Here is a 21,516-nt window from a genome sequence, read left to right on the forward strand (position 1 = left end):
ACAGCCCACCACGTCCGCCTCCGCCGCCGAACAGGCCGCCGAGGATGATTCCGCCGAGCACGGCACCGCCGAGCCCATTTCCTGCCCCTGATACACCGCCGGGGCCGAACCGGTTCCCGAACGACCGCACATCCTGCTCGGCGAGGCTCTGCGCCCGCCTGGCCAGGCTGTCCGCGTGCTGGGCCTCGGCCAGCGCACCCTGCGCATCGCCCAGCTCCGTCAGCGTCCCGGCCTGGTCGAGCCGCCGTTGTGCCTCCACCAGCCGGGTGCGAGCCTCACTGCCCACCGCCCCGCGATGTGTCGCGATGTAGCCGGCCGCGGCGCCGATCGCCGAGCGGGCGCCGAGCGTGGCTTGATCGAGCAGCGCCCCTGCTCGGCGTCCACCAACTTCGCGCTCGCGCGCGCCCGCGAGAGCTTCGTCCAGCACCGCGTCCGCCTCCTCGACCCTGCGCAGGGCGTCGAGCGGGTCGTACGGCCCGGCGGCCTGCTCCTGCCGCACATCGGCGACCACTGCCTCGGCGCGTGCGATGCGGCCCTGGAGATCGGCCGTGGAGGTCGCTTCCGCCGTGCCTTCGAGCAGCCCGCGCGCATCCGCCAGGTCGGTCTCCGTCTCGGTCAGCGAACCGGGGAGTCTGCCGGCGGCCTCGGCGAGTTCGAGCGCGCGCCGCTCCACTGCCTCGACCAGCGTCGCCGCCTGGCCCACGGCGCTCTCCACCGCCCGTACATGCACCGCCGCGCGGCCGTTGTCGCCCGCCTCGACCGAGCGCCGCGCGTCCTCCAGATTCGTTGTGGCGAACACCAACCGGTCGTCGGCCTGTTCGACAGCACTTGCGACCGGGGCCGATGCCGATTCCGCGTACCGCTCGCGCATCGCGGCGAGAGTGGCGGCGGCCGTGGTGGTCCTGCCGGTCAGCTCCCGGGACGCGGCCTCGGCGGCTGCCAGCGTCTCCGGGGCGTTGCGCTCCGTGGCCCGCAGTCGGTCGAAGCCTGCGGATACGGCGTCCAGTCGGCTGTTGGCGTCCGCACACCGGGCGACGATCTCGTCCAGCATGCGACGCCGGGTGTTCTCGTCCTCCGGGAACGCGTCGTCGAGCTGCTGGCGCAGCCGGAAGGCCACCGCCAGCTCACCCTTCGCGTACGTCACGGCGTCCTCGTAGGGAAGCGCCGCTTCCTCACCGAACTGTGCCGTGGCGAAGCCGAGTTCCTCCTGGCTGGTGCGTACGGCGTCGTCCGTGTCGACGAGGGCCAGTCCCGCCCGCCGGTCGAGCTCCGGCAGCGGAGTCCGCGGAGGCCGCCCCGAATGGCCCCAGCCTTCCTGCCCGCCTTTTGGCGTCGTACGGGTCGAGGCGCGCCGCCTGCGCTTGATGTACGCGTACGTGGCGAGGACTACCGCGCCGCCCACCAGCACGACAGGAATGACGAGAGCGCTGCCCGACCTGTTGGAGGACGTCTCACCGTCGGGATCTGCCGGGCCGGGAGTGAGGGCGGGTGTGGGAACGGGTGAGCCGGCCGCGGTCGCCCTGAAGCCGTTCGCCGCTCCGATCGCCGTGCCCGCCCAGTTGTTCCGCCGGAGAGCGGGCTCGATGGCCGTCCGCGCCACCTCGGCGAGCCGGCCCTCCGTAAGAGGAGCGTCAGCCGTGGCGGAGTAGGCGTACTGCCGGTCGTGGGTGGCGACGGCGAGCAGGATGTCGTCGCGGCCGAGACCGTTCCGTTCGGCGGTCGTGTCGGCCCAGCTCTGCCCGGATCTGCCGGAGAAGTCGCGCACGTAGGCGACAAACAGCTGCATACGGCTGTCGCTGTCCAGCTGGTCGCGGGACTTGGTCACCGCACCCGCGCGACCGTCGAGGGCGCCGACTTTGTCGGTGATCTGCCCCTGACGCGAAAGAGTGAGGGGATCCTCCGCGCGGGCTTCCGGCGAGATGGCAGGCACCAGCAGCCAGCCGCACGTCACCAGCAGGGCCAGAAGGCTCAGGCCGGCTGTACGAGTCCGGTCACGGCTTACGATCCGCGTCACATCTGGGAGGTTATGCCCCGATTTGATCGTCCGCGACCGAGCGATGTGCGACCTGTGGAGGCGCGTGCGGCGACGGGCTCAGGGCGCCGTTTCGACCGGCGCCGCACATGGGGCGGCGCCGGTCGGCCCCGGGGCCCGGGGCGGGGATCAGATGCTGAAGCGCTCCTTGCCCAGCATCGGACGGATGCGCGAGGCGAAACCGCCGGTGCGGAAGGGACGCTGCAGCAGACCGGGGCGGAGTTCCTGTGCGAGAGCGGCGGCGATCATGCCCTGGTCCAGGGCGAGAGCCGAGCTGCTGACGTGTCCGGTCCTCACATTGACCGAGTCGCGGAAGCCGTAGCCGTCGTCGTACGCACCGAAGTCGTCCGCGATCGCCTTGAGATTGGCGAGGGCCTCCGACCGTGCGTAGGGGAGGGCGAGGAACGAGGCGTGCGGGGTCACGACCCCGTTCGTGTAGGCGGACGCGGGCGGCAGCGGGTCACCGTGCGTGACATAGGTACGGTCGGTGTTGGAGGCGTATCCGTCGATGTTCATGCCGATCGCGTCCACGCCGTACTCCTGGTAACCGCCTTCGGGCACCTCGGACGGGGAAAACCCCCAGTAGCCGTACTCCGCCTCCTCCAGGCCGTGCTCGATCTGGGAGCGGACGAAGCGCCGGTGCGTGGTGCCCCACGAGCGCGGGGACCACTCGGGCTCGGGCACGAACAGCGGCACCATCAGGGCTTCGAACATCGAGCCGCCCCAGGTCGGGACCAGCTTGCGGCCCCGGTAGGTGTAGTGCCCCTGCCAGAGTCGGACACCGTCGATGGTGTCGTACGCCCCGCCGGGCGGCTGCTCCTGGCCGTGCTCGGGAAGCATGGTGCGGAGCATGTGCCAGTAGTGGTCCGAGGGAATGCTGCCGTCGGCGATGCCCAGGTAACTGGCCATGCGCGGCTCGGTGTTGAGCGCTCCGTAATGGTGGGCCGTCGGCTCGCCGGTGTCGGTCCAGAAACCGCCGCGGAGCTGGCCGGGGTTGGCCACCGGGTCTGCGGCGTCGTACGGCGTGTAGAAGTACGACCAGTCGGCGGTGGCCAGCAGCTTGTCGATCCGGCGGCGCAGCCGGCTGTCCGCGTCGGCGGCGATGAGCAGGCCCGTCACGAGCCACGCGTTGTCGACCGACGAGAGGAAGGGACGGACCGGGTCGCCGGTGCCCGGCCAGCTGGTGAGCACCGAGCCGTCGTGGGCGTTGTACCAGTTGAGCCAGAAGCCGTGGTGACGTTCGAGCTTCTCGACGGCCGTGACGGTCAGTTCGAGTCGGCGGCGCAGGGTGTCCTGGTCGATGACGCCGAGTCCGGCGGCGGCGACGGTGGACCACAGACCGCAGCCGATATTGGTCGGCGAGGTGTTCTGCGAGGGGACAGGCCCACCCGGTGCGTCGAGGTCGATCTTGTCGGCGGCGAGACCGATGCCGGTCGTCATCGCCTCGATCGAGTGATACGTATCGCGGAACCAGCTGAGCAGCAGCGGTGTATCAGAGGCATGAACAACACGAGCACGCGACGCGGCTGCGGTCGGCGCGGACATGGCGGGTGTGGTGACGGCTCCGAGGGACAGGGCGGTGGCCCCGGTTCCAGCGGCGGCGAGAAACGTACGACGGTCCATGAGAGTCCAGCTCCCCTTGGCAGATGTGGAGTTGTGGCCTGGGCCGGTGCCTGGGCCAGGTCTTTGGCCGCCGCCATGGCCGGAAGAATGAGCGGAGGTCCGGCCATGGCGGCGGTGCCGGCGCGGGGGCCGACGGCGGTCAGGTGCCGCCGGCCCCCGGGACTGTGGAGGGGATCAGGCGCGGGTGAGGCGCAGGAAGCGGATCCCCGGGTTGGGCAGCGGGATGGTCAGCGTCGCCACGCCCGTGCTGTCGGCCACCATGGGCGCGAGGGGCTCCACGGGCAGCTCGTCGGCGGACCGCAGCTTCGCCCACTGGGGCTCGTCGGGCCAGTCGCCGCCGCCGAGGTCGTTCCAGACGGCCTGGATGTTGGAGTGCTGCTCGTCGACCCGGCGGGAGAGAGCGGTGTAGTCGGCCCCCGGCTCAAGTCCGGTGACCCGCACGGTTGCCACGCGGTTCAGCGGGGCGAAGCCGTCGATCTTGGACTGGTCGAGCGTGCCGTTCCAGAGCAGGACGTCGATGGTGGAGCCGTCGTCGGCGCGGGTGGCCAAGGACTCCACGAGCGCCCCGGCGCCGTCACCGCTCACCGCGGCGGGGATCCGCCCACCGGCCAGCTGGGAGAGGAGATACAGCGCCCAGAAGCGTGGCTTGCGCAGATTGCCGACCGTGAGCAGACCGAATCCGCCGTGGAAGAGCCGGGGCGGCCAGCCCAGCTCCTCGAACTGGTCGGAGGCGACCCAGTAGGCCAGCGCGTCGGTGGACGACAAGGCGCTCTTCATGCCGCGCAGGACGAACGGAGCGGCGAAGACGGAGTCGCTGACCCGGTGGAAGTGTGTCGGGGTGACACCCCACTCGGTCCACAGGATCTCCGGTTCCGGTCGGCCGGTCGCTTCCGCGAAGGCGCGGGTCATCGGGCGGAAGTCCAGCGGAGCGTTGCCGTAGGTGTGAGTGGAGACGAAGTCGATGGGGACGTCGCGCTCCTGGCAGTACTCAAGGAGGGCGCCGACCCAGCCGGCGGCGGCGGAGGACGGGCCGCCGACCTTGATCCGTTCGTCGACACCCTTCACGGCGCGGACGGCGACTTCGTAGAGTCGGTGGTAGTCGTCCTGGGTGCCGTTCCAGAAGACCTCCAGATTGGCCTCGTTCCAGACCTCGAACTCCCAGCCCGCGACGGTGTCTTTGCCGTACCGGTTCTGGAGGTGGACGGTCACCTCGCGGCAGAGGTCGCCCCAGTGCTCCCACACGGCGGGCTTGGACACCAGGGCCTGGTAGTCGAAGACCGTGTAGTTCGGATCGGCGGCGAGTTCCTTGGGCATGAAGGAGAGTTCGACGACGGGCTGGAGTCCGGTGGCCAGGAAGCGGTCGTAGACCTCGTCCAGACCGGAGAAGTCGAAGGAGCCGTCCGGCTGGACGGACAGCGTCTCCGGGAGGAAGGTGCCATGTGCCCGGACGGAGCGGACGCCGATCTCGTCGCGGACGATCCCGAGGGCCTGCGCGTACTCCTTCGCGACGTCCGAGCCGCCCGCGCCCGGCTTGTCCCAGGTCAGCAGGGAGAAGTGCTCGGCACCGATCATCCTGTTCCAGACCCCGGGGAGGGGAGTGGCGGGTGCCGCTGTGTCCACGGTGACGGTGACCGAGGCGGGGCTGGAACCGGCGGCCTTGGCGCAGCCGGGGACCGCTTCGGAAAGGGCGCCGGCTCCGCTGTCGGACCAGGTGGCGACCTTGTAGAAGTAGCCGCGGCCCGGCTCGGCGAGGGTGTCGGCGTACGGAGGATGGGGCACGGCGAGCACATCGCCGCCGAGGTGGTCGAGCGGTTCGTAAGGACCGTCGAGGGACTCGGCGCGGTGCACGAGATATCCGAGCGCGCCCGCCACCGGCCGCCAGGTCAGCAGCACATGGCCGGTGCCGTCCTCGGCGGACAGGCCGCCGGGGGCGGGGAGTTCCCCGATGCCGGTGAGCCGCTGATCGCTGGGCTTCCCGATACGGGTCTCCCAGTCGGCGCGAGCCATGGACTTCTCGGTCATGTCGGTACAAACCTTTTCTTCGATGAGTGCCCGGCGGTAGAGCGGCGGCGTCGGAGCCGCGGTACGCGTCGGGAAGGCCGGGAGGGGCGGCTATTTCATGCCGGTGGTGGCGAGGCCCTGGGTGAAGTGCCGTTGCAGGACGATGAAGACCAGCAGCACCGGCAGGATGATCAGGAGGGAGCCGACCATCAACATGCCGTTGGATCCGCCCGATTGGTTGGGGTCGGTGGCGAAGGTGGCGAGCGCCACCGGGAGGGTGTATTTCTCCGGGTCGTTCGTCGCGATCAGAGGCCAGACGAAGTTGTTCCAGGAGCCCAGGAAGATGAGGATCGAGAGCGTCGCCAGCGCCGGTTTGACCAGCGGCATCGCGATCCGCCAGAAGATGTACCACTCGCGGGCGCCGTCGATCCGGGCCGCTTCCAGCAGCTCGTCGGGGATCGACTGCATGAACTGACGCATCAGGAAGACGCCGAAGGCCTGGGCGGCGAACGGCAGCATCAGCCCCGCGTAGGAGTCGATCAGCTGGAGCTTGCTCATCAGGACGAAGAGCGGAAGCAGCATCAGGTTGCCGGGCACCATCAAGGCGCCGAGCACCAGCGCGAAGACCTTGTTCCGGCCACCGAACCGCAGTTTGGCCAGTGCGTAGCCCAGCATCGAGCAGAAAACCAGATTGGAGGTGGTGACCAGGACCGCCACGGTCAGGGAGTTGAAGAAATAGAGCGAGATGTCGAGGCGGTCGAGCAGTTCCCCGAAGTGCTCGAAGGTCCACTCGCTGGGGATCCACACCGGAGGATTGGCGGTCAGGTCACGGTCCGTCTTGAAGGCCGACAGACCCATCCACAGGAACGGCGCCGCCATGACCAGCAGGCCGATCGAGAGCAGGACATAGACGCCGGACTTCCTCAGCCGTCCGCCGCTCGACGTCGGGGTGCCGTCGCCCGGCTTGAGGCCGGCCCAGGCCGGGCCTTTCGGGCCCTTGGGGTCCTCCGGGCCGGTGGGTGCGGAGGGCGGGGGCGTGGTGGTGCGCGCGGCGCTCATTTCGTGTTGTCCTTCAGCAGGCGGAGCTGGAGCACAGTGATCGCCATGATCACGACGAAGAGCACGTACGCCATGGCGCTCGCGTAGCCCATGTGGAAGAAGTTGAAGCCCTCGCGGTACATGGCCAGCGACACGGTGAGCGTGCTGTCCGAGGGCCCGCCCTGCGTCATCACGAACGGTTCCTCGAACACGTTGAGGTAGCCGATGGTGGTGATGACCGTGGTGTAGAGCATCGTGGGCCGCAGCAGCGGCACGGTGATGCGGCGGAACTCCTGCCAGGTGCTCGCGCCGTCCAGCCGCGCAGCCTCCCGTACATCGGGCGGGATGGCCTGGAGGCCCGCGATGAAGAGCACCATGACCGTGCCGAGATTGCGCCACACGGCCATCACGATCAGCGAGGGCATGGCGAGCGCCTCGGAGCCGAGGAAGTCCGGCGACGTCAGGCCGACTTCGGAGGCGAGGCCCGCGATCAGTCCGTCGGACGGGTCGAGGACGAAGCGCCAGACGACGGCGATCGCGACGATGCTGGTCACGACCGGGGCGTAGAAACCGACCCGGAAGAAGGTGCGGGCCCGGTCGATGCCGTTGTTGAGCAGGACGGCGACGAACAGCCCGAGTCCGACGGTCAGCGGTACGCCGACCACCACGAAGTACGCGGTGTTGAACAGCGCCTTGAGGAACTTCTCGTCGTCGAACAGCTTCGTGTAGTTCTCAAGGCCGATGAACTCCGCCGAGAAAGGATCGGTGACATTGCGCAGACCGAAGTCCGTGAAGCTCATGACGAGCGTCGCGACGATCGGCAGGGCCATGAAGACGGCGAAGAGCACCAGGAAGGGGGTGGAGAACAGCCAGCCGGCCATGTGCTGGACGGCGACGGGCTGTTGCCGCTTGCCACGGTTCCGGCCGCCGGGCGGGGGATGCGCCCCCGGCCCGGTCTTCACCGGGGCCGCGTCCGCGGCCGGTTCGGTCGTGGTGCTCATGACGACTACTCCACAAGCCCTTCGATCTCGGACTGGGCCTTCTTCGCGGCGTCCTCGGCGGAGGCCTTGCCCTGGGTCACTCGCGAGATGGCCTCATCGGCCTTCGAGGAGATCTCCGTCCACTGGGGCAGGACCGGCCAGGACTTGGCGGTCTCCATCTGCGCACGGAAGATCTTGAAGTTGGCGTCATCGGCGAGTTCGCCGGAGTCCCAGGCGCTGGTGTTGGCCGGGAGGTCGCCCGAGCGCTTGAACCAGTCCTTCTGCCCCTCGGTGCCCGTGAGGTAGCTGAGGAACTCCTGGGCGGCTTCCTTGTGTTCGCTGTCCTTGGAGACGACGAGGCTGGAGCCGCCGGCCATGGAGACGGAGCCCTGGTCGGCCGGGACCTTCGCGATGGCCCACTTGCCCTTGAGGTCCGGGTAGTTGTCGTTGATGCCCGTCATGGTCCAGGGGCCGGAGAAGAACATCGGGACGTCACCGGAGTTGAAGTCCGTCAGGACCTCGTAGCCGGGCTGGAAGCTCTTGTTGGAGAGACCCTTCTCGAAGTACGTGCCGTACTCCTTGAGGGCCTTGACGGTCTCCGGGCTGGCCATGGCGGCCTTGCCGTCGTCGCCGACGATCGAGCCCCCGGCCGAGTACAGGAAGGGGTACCAGCTCTGCACGGCGTCCAGGCCGCTGGACTGGAGGTGAAGGCCCCACTGCGTGCCGGCCTTGTCCTGGAAGTCGGTGGCCGCCTGCTGGAGCTCGGGCCAGGTGGCGGGGGCCTTGGTTATGCCGGCCTTCTTCGCCAGGTCGGTGCGGTAGTAGAGGACGCGGGTCTCGACGTACCAGGGGACGCCGTAGACCTCGCCGTCCGCCACGCCCTGATCCCAGGCGGCGGGGAAGAAGGAGTCCTTCTTGAAGGTCTTGGTGTCGACCGGTTCCAGGACGCCGAGTTCGACGAACTCGCCCATGTAGCTGCTGCCCATCTGCGTCACGTCCGGCAAAGTGCCGGCGGCAGCGGCGGAGACCAGCTTCTGGTGCGCGACGTCCCAGCCGATGGGGGTGACCTTGACGGTGATGTGGGGGTTCGCGTCCTCGTACACCTTGGCCACTTCGGCGAGCTTCTCGCCCTCGGCGCCCATGGCCCACACGGTGAGGGTCTGCTTCTTGTCGGCGGCGACTCCCGCGCCTCCCGAGCTGCCGCATGCGGTGATCCCTGCGGCCATCGTGAGGGCGATGGCGGCAGAGGCGGTTCTGGCGGTGCGATGCATGGACGGCTCCTCCTTGAGCTCACCGATGTATGCGCTGCCTGTAAGCGCATACATCACTCTGCTGCAGACATTCGGAGAACCGCAAGAGGGGCTTTGGTCACACTCGTGCAACATGTGGGACATCTGGAGGCTCTGCCTCCGCAGGCTAGGTGGGCTGTTTGCGTTGCGGAAGTGGCTGAGTCGATTCCGGTTGTCGTCATCGGTGGCGGGCCGGGGTTAATGTCGCGCTCATGTCTGAGTTCGAGCACGGCTATCCCTTCGACCCGGCCTACGGCCGGACCCTCGACGAGCTGCTCGACATCCCGGCGCCTGCCCCTCCGGACGGATTCGACGCGTACTGGCAGGACCGTTTCGCGGCCGCGGCCGGGGTGGCGACCGCGCCGGCCGTCGGCCCGCAGGAGGACGAGCGGGACGGCTGCCGGATCTTCGGGGTCTCCTACACCTCGGTCGGCGGGCTGCGTATCGGTGGCTGGCTGGTGCTGCCCGCCGAGGGGCCCGTCGAGCACGGTTTCGTGATCGGGCACGGCTACGGCGGGCGCCAGGAGCCGGGCGCCGATGTGCCGCTGCCGCTGCCCCGGGGCGCAGCGATCCTGCCGTGCGTGCGGGGGATGGGCTCGCGCAGCCGGCGTCCCGGCATTCCCGGTGAGGCCGATGCGCATGTGCTGTACGGCATCGAGTCACGCGAGACATATGTGATCGGCGACTGCGTGGCCGATCTGTGGTGCGCGGCGTCGGCGCTGCTGGAGCTGGTGCCGGAACTGAGGACGGAGGCGGGAGGAGGCGCGGGAGCGCGGCTCGGGTATGTGGGGGAGAGCTTCGGCGGCGGGCTCGGGGCGCTGGCGCTGCCGTGGGACGAGCGTTTCGGCTGCGGGCAGTTGACCGTGCCGACGTTCGGGAATCATCCGTTGCGCGTGACGCTGCCGTCCGTGGGGAGCGGGGAAGCGGTACGCGGGTACCGCGAGGAGCACCCGGAGGTCATGGACGTCCTCGCGTACTTCGACGCGGCGACGGCGGCGAGCCGGATCCGGGTGCCGACGATGGTCGCGCCCGCGCTGTTCGATCCGGCGGTCCCGCCACCGGGGCAGTTCGCCGTGTACAACGCGTTGCCCGAGGCGCGTGAGCTGCACGTTCTGCGGGCGGGGCACTTCGAGTACGAGGGTGAGAGCGCGGATGCCGAGGGGCTGGCGGAAGCTCGCCGCAAGTTCTTCGCCGCCCGGCTCAGCTGAACCGGGACCCCGCGACCCGGGACCCCGGGACCCCGAGAAGGTGACGGGCCCGGCGCCAGGGATCCGCGCCGAAGGCGCAAAGCCCGCCCCTCAGCGGCTCCCTCAGCCGCAGCCGCAGCTCGCGCGGCGGGCCACCGAGACCGGGAGCATCAGGGAGACAGGTGCGCGCGTGGGGTCGGCCAGGCGCTGGATCAGGAGTTCCACCGCCTCCTCGCCCAGGCGCCGCATCGGCTGGCGGACCGTTGTCAGGGAAGGGCGGACGATCCGGCTCAGCGGGATCCCGTCGAAGCCGGTCACCGCGATGTCGTCGGGCACCCGCACCCCACGCCGTTCCAGCGCGTGCAGGGCGCCGATCGCCATCTGGTCGTTGGCGAAGAGGATGGCCTGCGGCCGTTCGCGCCCGGCGGCACGGTCCAGGAGCGCGTCCGTCGTCCGTTCGCCCTCCACCTGCGTCATCATCTCGGCGCGCAGATCCGGCTCGTCGGCCACCGGCAGACCCGCTTCCCGGCAGGCCTCCTGGTAGCCGCGGAACCGCGCCTCCGCGTCCGGCGATTCACGGTCGCCGCCCACGAAGGCGAGCCTGCGCAGCCCGTGGTCACGGATGAGATGACGGGCCAGCTCCCGTTCCCCGTCGGAGTTGGCCACCTCGATGTGGTCGAGGTGGTCGATCTCGCGCGGCCCGGCCAGCATCACCACCGGCAGCCGCCGCGAGATCACCTCAAGGTCCTCGGTGGGCACGGTCCTCGCCAGTACGGCGAACCCGTCCACCCGCCCGGCCACCTTGGCGACCAGGCTCTCGGGACCGCCCACCAGCGAGGCGGCGATCAGCAGCGCGTAGCCGTGCCGCCGTGCCGCCCGCTCCATGCCGCGGATGATCTGGTCGGAGTAGAGCATCACGGCGGAGTCGTCGGCCTCGGCCTCCGCTTCCGCCTCCGCGTCGGTCTCGGCGTCCGGGTCCGCGTAGTCGGGGAAGCAGAGTCCGAGGACGCCGGTGGTCCGGCTGGCCAGGCCGCGGGCGTTGCCGCTCGGTACGTAGCCCAGGGCGCGGGCCGCCTCCAGTACGCGGTCCCGGGTCTGGGCGCGTACGGAGTCCGGATTCCGGTAGACCCGCGAAACCGTCGCAATGGAGACGCCGGACCGCTCGGCGACGTCGTACACCGTGGGGGCACTCAACCGATCAGACCGTCCGCTCTCGCCGCTCTGGTTTCTTACTGGTCACGCGCTGCCGGGCCCGTTCCGCCGGGCCCCGCCTGCTGTGTAAGCGCATTCATACGCATTCACTGTAGGACGCCGGTCTGTGCAGGAGCAAGGTCGCCCCCTCGGGAGCGTCCCCGGCTTTGCCTGTCCCGCCATCCGCCGTGCCTCTCAGCGCCACGAACGAGAAGACCGCGGCCCCCACCATGACGACCCCGGCGCCGACCGACGCCAGTCCCATCCCGTGGGTGAAGGCGTCCCGAGCCGTGGCCAGCACGTCGGCGCCGGTCTCTTCCGGGAGCCGGGCCGCGGCGGCAGCCGCGCCGCCCAGTGTCTCCCGTACGGCGTCGGCCACACCGCCGGGAAGCGCGGCGGTGACGTCGGCCGGCAGGGCGTCGGCCATGTCCCGGCTGTAGATCGCCGCGCCGACCGAGCCGAGGACGGCCATGCCCAGCGCCCCGCCCAGTTCCTGGCCCGATTCGAGTACGGCGGCGGCCGAGCCCGCGCGGTCCGGCGGGGCGGCGCCGAGGGCGAGTTCGTTGGCGAGGGTCATGGCGGCGACGAGGCCGCCCACGTAGATCGCGGCGGCCACCAGGCAGAACCAGAGAGCCGAGTCCGTCCGGATCTGGGTGAGCCAGAAGAATCCGGCCGCCGCGAAGACGAAGCCGCCGCCCATGACGTACGCGCGGTCGGTGCGCTGCGCGAGGATCGCCGCCGTCGGCGCCGCCACGATCACGCCCGAAGCCGGTACGAGGCTCCAGAGCGCGGCCTCGAACGGGCTCAGACCCTGCACGGACTGGAGGTACTGGGTGAGGAAGACCGCCATGCCCACCGTGGCGAACATCGCGAGCACATTCGCGAACACCGGCCCTCCGAAGGCCCGTCGCCCCAGCAGTTCGAGGTCGATCATCGGATGGGCGAGGCGCTTCTGGCGGCGTACGAAGCCATGGCCCAGCACCAGCCCCACCCCGACGGCCAGGGCGGGGCCCGGCGCGAACCCGTGCCGGGCCCACTCCTTGACGCCGTAGATGAACGTGAGCAGGGCGGCGAGCGAGAGCGCCGAGCTCACCAGGTCGAACGGCTCGCGCGACCCCGCCGCGCCCGCCGACGCCGCGCCCGCCGACGCCGTGCCCGACCCCGCAGCGCCCTGCGACACCGTCCCCGACGCCGACTTGGACTCCGGTACCAGGAACGGCACCAGCACCAGCAGCAGCACCATCGCCGGCAGGTTGATCAGGAAGACCGAACCCCACCAGAAGTGTTCGAGCAGCAGCCCGCTGACCACCGGCCCGAGCGAGATGCCGGTGGTCATCACGCCTGTCCAGATCGTCACGGCCCGGCCGCGCTGCCTCGCGTCGTGGAAGAGATTGCGGATCAGCGCGAGTGTCGACGGCATCAGTGCCGCGCCGCCGAGCCCGAGCAGCGCCCGTACGCCGATGAGCGTGTCGGACGAGTGCGCGTACGCGGCGGCGACCGAGGCCGCACCGAAGACCGCCGCGCCCCCGAGCACCAGCTTGCGCCGGCCGATCCGGTCGCCGAGCGCGCCCATGGTGATGAGCAGCCCGGCGAGTACGAAGCCGTACATGTCGAGGATCCACAACTGCTGGGTGGCGCTGGGCTCCAGATCCTGGCTGACGTACGGGATCGCGAAGTACAGGATCGAGATGTCCATCGAGACGAGGAGCAGCGGCAGCATCAGGACGCCGAGGGCGGTCCATTCCTTGCGGCCCGCGAGGCCGGGCACGTGTGAGTTCTCCATGTCCGGTACGTAATCGGCTCCGCGCGTACGCCGCAAACAGCTGCCTAGTGCACCACCTCTGGCGCCCTGTCTGGCGCCCTGTCCGCACAGGGACTTGGTGCCTCGGGTGCACTAGTACGGTAGGGGGCATGGCCGTCGATCCGCCCTACCTCCCGCCCTATCTCCGCATCGCGGCCGAGCTCCGCCGCCGTATCGCCTCCGGGGAACTCGTGCCCGGCGACCGCGTGCCCTCCACCCGCCGTATCACCGAGGAGTGGGGTGTCGCGATGGCGACCGCGACCAAGGCGCTCGCCGCGCTCAACCAGGAAGGCCTGGTACGGGCGGTGCCCGGCGTCGGCACCGTGGTCGCGGAGCCCGACCGAGGCCGCGACCGCGTTCGCGGCCGGGGCGCCGCTCCCGGCGACGGGCTCAGCCGCGAGCGCGTCGTGCGCGCCGCCATCGCGCTCGCCGACGCCGAAGGGTTGGGCGCCCTCTCGATGCGGCGGGTGGCGACGGAGTTCGGCACGTCCACGATGGCGCTGTACCGCCATGTACCCAGCAAGGGCGAACTGGTGCGTCTGATGTCAGAGGCGGTGTTCGGCGGCGCCCCGTCGGGCCCCGAGCCGGCCGGGTGGCGTGCGCGACTGACGCGGGAGATCCGGTGGTTGTGGACCCGGTACGAGCGCCATCCGTGGCTGGCCCGTGCCATGGCGGGGCTGACCCGGCCGATGGCCTCGCCGCACGCGATGAGTTACACGGAGCGGGTGCTGACCATCGTGCGCGGGCTCGGTCTCACGCCGCACGGGATGATCCACACCCATCTCGCCCTGTTCGGCTACGCCCAAGGTCTCGCGATGGCAGTCGAGTTGGAGTCTCAGGCGCGGCAGGACACGGGGATGACGGCCGAGGAGTGGATGGCGGCCGGCGAGACGCGGCTGGATCCGATCCACTCCACCGACGGGTATCCGGTCATGTCGACGCTCTTCGGGGACGGTGAGTTCGACCTCGAACTCGGCACGCTCTTCGAATTCGGGCTCGAACGGATGCTGGACGGCGTCGAGTCGCTGATCGCGCGGTCGCCGGAGCGGGTAGAGCGGGTAGAGCGGTAGATCGGCCGCCCGGGCGTTAGATCGATCGCCCGGGCCGTAGTTCGGCCGCCGAGCCGTAGAGCCGTCGCCCGAGCGGTAGAAGCCCGCCTTCAGGCGCCGGACGGGCCGACCCGCGGCCCGTCCGGCGCCCGAGTCACAGGGCAGGGGACAGAGGACAGGGCACAGAGGACAGAGCCTCTGGCCCTCAACCGGTCGTACGGCGCCGGATCTTGTTGCCCAGCCAGACCAGCGGGTCGTACTTCTTGTCCGCCACCCGCTCCTTCAGCGGGATCAGCGCGTTGTCCGTGATCTTGATGCCCTCGGGGCAGACCTCGGTGCAGCACTTGGTGATGTTGCAGTAGCCGAGCCCGTGCTCGTCCTGCGCGGTCGTCTGCCGGTCCAGGCCGGTCTCCTCGGCCGCGTCCAGCGGGTGCATGTCCAGCTCCGCGACCCGCATCAGGAAGCGCGGTCCGGCGAACGAGGTCTTGTTCTCCTCGTGGTCACGCACCACATGGCAGGTGTCCTGGCACAGGAAGCACTCGATGCACTTACGGAACTCCTGCGAGCGTTCCACGTCCACCTGCTGCATCCGGTACTCGCCCGCGGCGACCCCGGGGGGCGGCACGAACGCCGGTACCTCCCGCGCCTTCTGGTAGTTGAAGTTCACATTCGTCACCAGGTCCCGGATGACGGGGAAGGCGCGCAGCGGGGTGACGGTGATCGTCTCCTCGCGGGTGAAGGTGGACATCCGTGTCATGCAGAGCAGCCGCGGCCGGCCGTTGATCTCCGCACTGCACGAACCGCACTTGCCCGCCTTGCAGTTCCAGCGCACCGCCAGGTCGGACGCCTGTGTCGCCTGGAGGCGGTGGATGATGTCGAGGACCACCTCGCCCTCGTTCACCTCGACGGCGAAGTCCTTCAGATCGCCGCCCTGCGCATCGCCGCGCCAGACCTTGAACTTGGCTTCGTACGAAGTGGCCGAGGCGCCCGCGGCGGATGCCGCGGGCGCGGCGGACGCGTTGGACGAGGCGGATGTGCTCTGAGTCGGAGTCGTGCTGGCACTCACTCGTGGAGCTCCTCTTCGGCGAGGTACTTGACCAGCTCTTCCTTGTCGAAGAGGTCGAGCAGGTCGGGACGGATGGGCTCGGTCGTCTTCCTGGAGAGGGTGATCCGGCCGAGCGCGGGGTCCGTCGACGGGTCCCGCGCCGAATCGTTCAGCCCGCAGTGCAGATTGACCCGCCGCCAGTCGAGAGCCATGCCGGGCCAGTCCTCGCGGGTGTGACCGCCACGGCTCTCCGTGCGCTCCAGCGCCGACAGGGCGATGCACTCGCTGACCAGCAGCATGTTCCGCAGGTCGATCGCGAGGTGCCAGCCGGGGTTGAACTGCCGGTGGCCCTCCACCCCGGCCCGTGCCGCGCGCAGGCGCAGCTCGCCCAGTTTCTCCAGCGCCTGCTCCATCTCGCCCTCGCGCCTGATGATGCCGACGAGGTCGTTCATCGTCTGCTGGAGCTCCTGATGGACGCTGTACGGGTTCTCGGGCGGGCCGCCGCCCGCCGGCTCCTCGGCGCCGAACGGCCGCAGCGCCTCGGTGGCCGCCGCGTCGATCTGGCCCTCGTCGATGGCAGGCCGTGTGGTGAGCCCGGCCGCGTACTCGGCCGCGTGCAGTCCGGCGCGCCGGCCGAAGACCAACAGGTCGGAGAGCGAGTTGCCGCCCAGCCGGTTGGAGCCGTGCATTCCGCCCGCGACCTCGCCGGCCGCGTACAGACCGGGGACGCCGGGAGCGGCCGCGGACTCCGAGTCGACGGCGATGCCGCCCATCACGTAGTGACAGGTGGGGCCGACCTCCATCGCCTCCGCCGTGATGTCGACGTCCGCCAGCTCCTTGAACTGGTGGTACATCGAGGGAAGTCGGCGCTGGATGACCTCGGCCGGCATCCGGGTGGACACGTCCAGGTACACACCGCCGTGCGGCGTGCCCCGGCCGGCCTTGACCTCGGAGTTGATGGCGCGGGCCACCTCGTCACGGGGCAGCAGTTCCGGCGGGCGCCGGTTGTTGTCCGGGTCGTCGTACCAGCGGTCGCCCTCCTCCTCGGACTCCGCGTACTTCTCCTTGAAGACGTCCGGGATGTAGTCGAACATGAACCGCTTGCCGTCGGAGTTGCGCAGCACCCCGCCGTCGCCCCGCACCGACTCGGTGACGAGGATCCCCTTCACCGACGGCGGCCAGACCATGCCCGTCGGGTGGAACTGCACGAACTCCATGTTCAGCAGCGGAGCGCCGGCGAGCAGCGCCAGCGCGTGCCCGTCGCCCGTGTACTCCCACGAATTCGACGTCACCTTGAAGGACTTGCCGATGCCGCCGGTCGCCAGGACGACGGCAGGCGCCTCCAGTACGAAGAAGCGGCCGGACTCGCGCTCGTAGCAGAACGTGCCCGAGACCCGCTCGCCCTCCTTCAGTACGGAGGTGACGGTGCACTCCTGGAAGACCTTCAACCGGGCTTCGTAGTCACCGAATTCGCGGAAGTCCTCCTGCTGGAGGGCGACGATCTTCTGCTGGAGCGTACGGATCAGCTCCAGGCCGGTCCGGTCGCCGACGTGCGCGAGACGTGGATACTCGTGCCCGCCGAAGTTGCGCTGGGAGATCTTCCCGTCCGCCGTGCGGTCGAAGAGCGCGCCCCAGGTCTCCAGCTCCCAGACCCGGTCCGGTGCTTCCTGTGCGTGCAGCTCCGCCATCCGCCACTGGTTGAGGAACTTCCCGCCGCGCATGGTGTCGCGGAAGTGGACCTGCCAGTTGTCCCCGGAGTTCACATTGCCCATGGAGGCGGCGATGCCGCCCTCGGCCATCACCGTATGGGCCTTGCCGAAGAGCGACTTGCAGATGACAGCGGTACGGGCGCCACGCTCACGCGCCTCGATGGCGGCCCGCAGACCTGCTCCGCCCGCGCCCACCACCACGACGTCCCACTGCTCGCGTTCGAGTTGCGTCATTGCTGAAGGCTCTCCCTAGGACTAAAAGAGGCGCGGATCGTCGAAGACCCCGCTGGCGAGCAGATACACGTAGAAGTCGGCGAGGGCGACGCTGATCAAAGAGGCCCAGGCGAGCTGCATATGACGGTGATTCAGCTTGCCGACCCAGCCCCACAGCCGGTAGCGCACCGGATGCTTGGAGAAGTGCTTCAGCTTGCCGCCCATGACATGGCGGCAGGAGTGGCAGGAGATGGTGTACGCCCAGATCAGCGCGATGTTGATGACCATCAGGATCGTGCCGAGGCCCATGTGGCCCCACTCGTAGTCCGAGTTCCGGAAGGCGAGCACTGTGTCCCAGGTAAGGATCACCGCCACCAGCACGGCCGCGTAGAAGAAGTACCGGTGGATGTTCTGGAGGATCAGCGGGAAGCGCGTCTCGCCGCTGTACTTCTTGTGGGGCTCGGCGACGGCGCAGGCGGGCGGCGACGCCCAGAAGCTCCGGTAGTAGGCCTTGCGGTAGTAGTAGCAGGTCATCCGGAAGCCCAGCGGGAAGATCAGGATGATCAGCGCGGGCGAGATGCCCCACCAGCCCCCGAAGATCTCCAGGTTGGGGCCGCCCTTCATCGGCTCGCAGTTCTCCGCCAGACAGGGCGAGTAGAACGGTGAGACGTAGGGCGCCGCGTAGTAGTGGGCGTTCCCGAACGCGCGCCATGTCGAGTAGACGATGAAGGCGAGCAGCCCGGCCGCCGTGGCGGCGGGCGCCAGCCACCAGCGGTCGGTCCGCAGGTGCCGGGCGGTGATGGCGGCACGCGATGTGTCGTGCACGCCCGTATTCAGTTGGGGTCGTTCCGTGCCTGTTGCCAACGAAAACTCCGTATGGAGATGGAGTGGGATCAGGTGGGGGGTCGTAGGGCAGGTGCGATCGGTGGTGGGTGCGTCCGTGCGGTGACGGGAGGCGTACGGAGCCGAGCCCGGCTAGGGCGCGCGCCGGTCCCGCAGGCCGAGCCCCTCGTCGTCGGAGTCCGTCCACAGCGCCGCGTTGTACGGCGTGTCGGGGATGGTGACCACTTCGGGGCGGGCCTTGGGCGCGGGCCTGGACGGGGCGGCCGGTACGGCCTCGTTCAGTCGGCCGACCGTTCGTTCCAGGTCCGCGACGCGTTGGACGAGCTCATCGATACGACGGTGGACTGCTGTCAGATCTTCCGGCTGGGACATGACGTGCCCTCACTTCCGCAGGGGAGCGATGCCATCGGTAATGCGCCTGCGAGTGTCGCTCCTCACATCCCCGCTTGTGAAGGGACGTGCAGGGATTCCCGGCGCATACCTGAGCCGTGCGCTCCGCGTCGTTGATGTCGCGCCCCGTTATTTTCGCCCCTCCGGTGGGCCTGTGTCCCGTTCCTTGCTAGGCCGTTCGGGTGGGCTTCGCGCCTCGGGCCGCCGTGTCGCCGCGATCGGCCGGAATCGGTCCACTTCAGTGGGCGGGCAATAGGTGTGATCATCTCTAAATTCCACAAACAGGACGAAGAGGTAGAAGCCATGTCCCAGGTCGGCGTCCCACGCGGGAGGACATGCTCCCGGACCACCCGCTCCGTCGCACTCATCACCACCGGCGTGCTCGCCCTGCCCGTGCTCGCCGCGTGCAGCTCGGGCGACGAGGAGCGGAGCAAGGTCCCGGCCGCCGCCCAGGACGTCGGGCCGTCGGCGCGGGACCGGATCGCCGACGGGGGGACGCTGCGCTGGGCGGTGGACACCGTGCCCACGACCCTCAACACCTTCCAGGCGGACGCCGACGCCACGACGTCGCGCATCGCCGGAGCCGTACTGCCCTCACTCTTCACGCTCGACAAGACCGGCCGTCCGCAGCGCAACCCGGACTATCTGGAGTCCGCGAAGATCGTCGAGCGCGAGCCCAAGCAGGTCGTGCTCTACAAGCTCAACCAGCAGGCGGTGTGGAGCGACGGACGCGAGCTCGGCGCCCCCGACTTCGTGGCCCAGTGGCGCGCGCTGAGCGGCAAGGAGTCCGCGTACTGGACCGCGCGCAACGCCGGGTACGAGCGCATCCAGAAGATCGAGCGCGGCGCGAACGACCTTGAGGTCAGGGTCACCTTCAACAAGCCGTACGCCGACTGGAGGGGCCTCTTCAGCCCGCTGTACCCGAAGGGCGTGATGGGGGCGCCGAATTCGTTCAACGACGGCGCGCGCGCCAAGCTCAAGGCCACGGCCGGACCTTTCCAGATCAAGGAGCTGGACCGCGCGGACCGCGAGATCACTCTCGTCCGCAACCCCCGCTGGTGGGGCGCGCGGCCGAAGCTCGACACGATCGTCCTGAGCGCCGTACCGCGCGACAAGCGCGCCACCGCGCTCGCCGCGGGCACGCTCGACCTCGCCGAGATCGACAGCCCGGTGGCACGGCGGATCGACCAGGCGGGTCGCGACAAGAAGAGGGGCGCCGGAGCGGGACCGCAGTCCGGCGCGCACGGTCCCGGCGCCGAGATCACCCCCGCGTCGGCGATGCGCTCCTGGGCCCTGGAGAACGGCTCGGACGAGGAGAAGGCCGACGCCGAGCGGGAGTCCCGCGAGAAGCGGACCGAGGCGATCGCGAAGTACGCCAAGGAGCAGCGGGGCCTCGGGGGCTATGTCGTACGGAAGTCCCTGGAGCCCGCCTTCACGCAACTGGCGCTCAACGGGGAGACCGGGCCGCTCGCCGACGAGCGGGTACGGCGCGCGGTGGCCCGCGCGCTCGACCGGCAGAAGCTGGCCGAGGCCGTACTCAAGCCGCTCGGCCTGCCGGCGAACCCGCCCGGCAGCCATCTGGCACTGGCCGGACAGCACGCGTACGCCGACAGCAGCGACGCGCTCGGGGAGCAGAACACGCGGGAGGCGCAGGCGCTCCTCGCCGACGCGGGCTGGACGCCCGGCGGCGCCCTGAAGAAGGACGACGGTACGAAGGCCGGGAGCGAGGCCGACGCCGACAAGAAGAAGGACAAGGAGCAGAGCAAGGAGCAGGACAAGGAGAAGGCCGAGAAGACCGGCGAGGAGAGTAAGAAGGACGAGGAGTCCGACTCGAAGGACTCGGGTTCCGGTTCCGCTTCCGGTTCGGACTCCGAGAGCGCCTCCGACGAGAACTCGTCCGACGAGGGCGCCTCCGACGAGGGCGCGTACATCGTCGGTGACAACAAGCCCGGTCGCGGTGCCCCGATCTCCGAGAGCGGCACCCGCGTCATCGCTCCGGCCCCCGCGGGGCGGGCCAAGTCGCTGGACGACGCGGACGTCAACGCCCAGGACAGGCAGCCGGGCGGTATGGCCGGCGCGTACGCACCGGGCGGCACGGCGGCACCGGCCTCCGACTCGGCGTCCCCCTCCAACTCCTCGTCGGCGTCGGCGTCGGTGTCGGCCTCCACCTCCACCTCCGCCTCCACTTCGTCCCTGCCCGGCCCGCTCGGCAAGAACGGCAAGCCCCTCACCCTCCGCTTCGTCCTCCCCTCCGGTGCCGGCTCCGAGCAGCTGCGCACCGTCGGCGCGAAAATCGCCCGCATGCTCGACCGCATCGGCATCCGTACGGAGATCACCAAGGTCGCCGACGCCAACTACTTCAAGGACCACGTCGCGTCGGGCGACTACGACCTCGCCCTGTACTCGTGGCCCGCGACCGCCTACCCGGCGACCGACGGCCGCCCGATCTACGCCAAGCCCGTCCCCGCCTCCGACGGCTCGCTGCTGGTGGAACAGAACTACACCCGCGTCGGTACGGACCACATCAACCAGCTGTTCGACCAGGCGGCCTCCGAGCTGGACGAGAAGGCGGCCCGGGATCTGCTCAGGCAGGCCGACGCCCGCATCTGGGCGGCTGCCGGGTCCATCCCCCTCTACCAGCGCCCGCAGCTCGTGGCGGCCAAGCCGTCCGTCGCCAACGCCGGTGCCTTCGCCTTCGCGGCCCCGCGCTACGAGGACATCGGCTTCAAGGAACCCGCCAGGAGCGGCCCGGAGCAGCCGGAGAAGTCCCCGGGCGCCAAGGAGAGCGCGAAGGACAGCGCGAAGGAGAGCCCCAGGGCGAGCGACGAGGCGAGCGACGGGGCAAGTGCCGGCGCGAGCGACGAGGCCGACGCTGAGGAGCGCGCCGAGGGAAGCGCCGAGGAAGGTGCGGAGGAAGGTGCTGAGGAAGGCACCGGGGAAAGCGCGGACGAAAGCACCGGGTAAAGCGACGAGAAGTAGAAGGACAGCGGTAGCAGAGAAGAAGAAACGGGGAGAACCGGCAGGTCAGACCCTGGAAGCCGAACGATTGACTTGCCCGCCGGGCCCACCGGCGGGCAAGATCGTGTCCACCCACTGACCCGGGCGATCCCACACCCCGCAGTACG

15 protein-coding genes are annotated in these 21,516 nt (G+C 69.8%); 3 read left to right on the forward strand and 12 right to left on the reverse strand.

Annotated features, from left to right (window positions below):
- The 6 genes from P3L51_RS25315 to P3L51_RS25340 all read right to left on the reverse strand — a co-directional run.
- The coding region (locus P3L51_RS25315; RefSeq protein ID WP_354607587.1) for a TPM domain-containing protein at positions 1–2,014 on the reverse strand (2,014 nt) is incomplete at its 3' end.
- 147 nt (positions 2,015–2,161) lie between these two features.
- Positions 2,162–3,655: a glucoamylase family protein gene (locus P3L51_RS25320; RefSeq protein ID WP_354607588.1), complete on the reverse strand. Its 1,494-nt coding sequence runs from the start codon at positions 3,653–3,655 to the stop codon at positions 2,162–2,164.
- A 174-nt stretch (positions 3,656–3,829) separates the two neighbouring features.
- Positions 3,830–5,677 carry a GH39 family glycosyl hydrolase gene (locus tag P3L51_RS25325; protein WP_354607589.1) on the reverse strand — a complete coding sequence of 616 codons (1,848 nt, stop codon included), beginning with the start codon at positions 5,675–5,677 and terminating at the stop codon, positions 3,830–3,832.
- A 90-nt stretch (positions 5,678–5,767) separates the two neighbouring features.
- Positions 5,768–6,715, reverse strand: coding sequence for a carbohydrate ABC transporter permease (locus tag P3L51_RS25330; protein WP_354607590.1), 948 nt, complete (start codon positions 6,713–6,715; stop codon positions 5,768–5,770).
- Positions 6,712–7,695 (reverse strand): carbohydrate ABC transporter permease, encoded by a 984-nt coding sequence (locus P3L51_RS25335; RefSeq protein WP_354607591.1) that lies wholly within the window; start codon positions 7,693–7,695, stop codon positions 6,712–6,714. Before P3L51_RS25335 ends, P3L51_RS25330 begins: the two co-directional genes overlap by 4 nt.
- 5 nt (positions 7,696–7,700) lie before the next feature.
- Positions 7,701–8,945: a sugar ABC transporter substrate-binding protein gene (locus P3L51_RS25340; protein WP_354607592.1), complete on the reverse strand. Its 1,245-nt coding sequence runs from the start codon at positions 8,943–8,945 to the stop codon at positions 7,701–7,703.
- Positions 8,946–9,175: 230 nt separating this feature from the next.
- Between P3L51_RS25340 and P3L51_RS25345 the strand changes: the two genes are divergently transcribed.
- Positions 9,176–10,171: an acetylxylan esterase gene (locus P3L51_RS25345; protein WP_354607593.1), complete on the forward strand. Its 996-nt coding sequence runs from the start codon at positions 9,176–9,178 to the stop codon at positions 10,169–10,171.
- Positions 10,172–10,273: 102 nt separating this feature from the next.
- On the opposite strand, the gene P3L51_RS25350 is transcribed toward P3L51_RS25345, so the two are convergent.
- Together P3L51_RS25350 and P3L51_RS25355 are read right to left on the reverse strand one after the other, a co-directional pair.
- Positions 10,274–11,344 (reverse strand): LacI family DNA-binding transcriptional regulator, encoded by a 1,071-nt coding sequence (locus tag P3L51_RS25350; protein ID WP_354607594.1) that lies wholly within the window; start codon positions 11,342–11,344, stop codon positions 10,274–10,276.
- A gap of 94 nt (positions 11,345–11,438) precedes the next feature.
- On the reverse strand, positions 11,439–13,124 hold the full coding sequence (locus tag P3L51_RS25355) for an MFS transporter (protein WP_354607595.1): 1,686 nt from the start codon (positions 13,122–13,124) through the stop codon (positions 11,439–11,441).
- 128 nt (positions 13,125–13,252) lie between these two features.
- Here P3L51_RS25355 and P3L51_RS25360 point away from each other — a divergent pair, with 128 nt between their 5' ends.
- Entirely contained in the window at positions 13,253–14,212 is a 960-nt protein-coding gene (locus P3L51_RS25360; RefSeq protein ID WP_354607596.1) for a TetR/AcrR family transcriptional regulator C-terminal domain-containing protein, read from the forward strand.
- Positions 14,213–14,396: 184 nt separating this feature from the next.
- Here the strand turns inward: P3L51_RS25360 and P3L51_RS25365 are convergent, their stop codons facing one another.
- The 4 genes from P3L51_RS25365 to P3L51_RS25380 all read right to left on the reverse strand — a co-directional run bounded on the left by P3L51_RS25365 (position 14,397) and on the right by P3L51_RS25380 (position 18,373).
- Positions 14,397–15,257 (reverse strand): succinate dehydrogenase/fumarate reductase iron-sulfur subunit, encoded by an 861-nt coding sequence (locus P3L51_RS25365; RefSeq protein ID WP_354607597.1) that lies wholly within the window; start codon positions 15,255–15,257, stop codon positions 14,397–14,399.
- Entirely contained in the window at positions 15,254–17,179 is a 1,926-nt protein-coding gene (locus tag P3L51_RS25370) for a fumarate reductase/succinate dehydrogenase flavoprotein subunit (protein ID WP_354607598.1), read from the reverse strand. The genes P3L51_RS25365 and P3L51_RS25370 overlap by 4 nt, the downstream gene beginning before the upstream one ends.
- A 21-nt stretch (positions 17,180–17,200) precedes the next feature.
- Positions 17,201–18,022: a succinate dehydrogenase subunit SdhC gene (gene sdhC / locus P3L51_RS25375; RefSeq protein WP_354607599.1), complete on the reverse strand. Its 822-nt coding sequence runs from the start codon at positions 18,020–18,022 to the stop codon at positions 17,201–17,203.
- A gap of 111 nt (positions 18,023–18,133) precedes the next feature.
- Positions 18,134–18,373 (reverse strand): Rv0250c family protein, encoded by a 240-nt coding sequence (locus tag P3L51_RS25380; protein WP_354607600.1) that lies wholly within the window; start codon positions 18,371–18,373, stop codon positions 18,134–18,136.
- Positions 18,374–18,694: 321 nt separating this feature from the next.
- On the opposite strand from P3L51_RS25380, the gene P3L51_RS25385 reads away from it, so the two are divergent.
- The gene (locus P3L51_RS25385) at positions 18,695–21,355 is read left to right on the forward strand and encodes an ABC transporter family substrate-binding protein (RefSeq protein ID WP_354607601.1); all 2,661 of its coding nucleotides are present in this window, start codon (positions 18,695–18,697) and stop codon (positions 21,353–21,355) included.
- Positions 21,356–21,516: the final 161 nt, after the last annotated feature.

The sequence above is a fragment of the Streptomyces panacea genome (genome assembly GCF_040560175.1).
Classification (GTDB): domain Bacteria; phylum Actinomycetota; class Actinomycetes; order Streptomycetales; family Streptomycetaceae; genus Streptomyces; species Streptomyces panacea.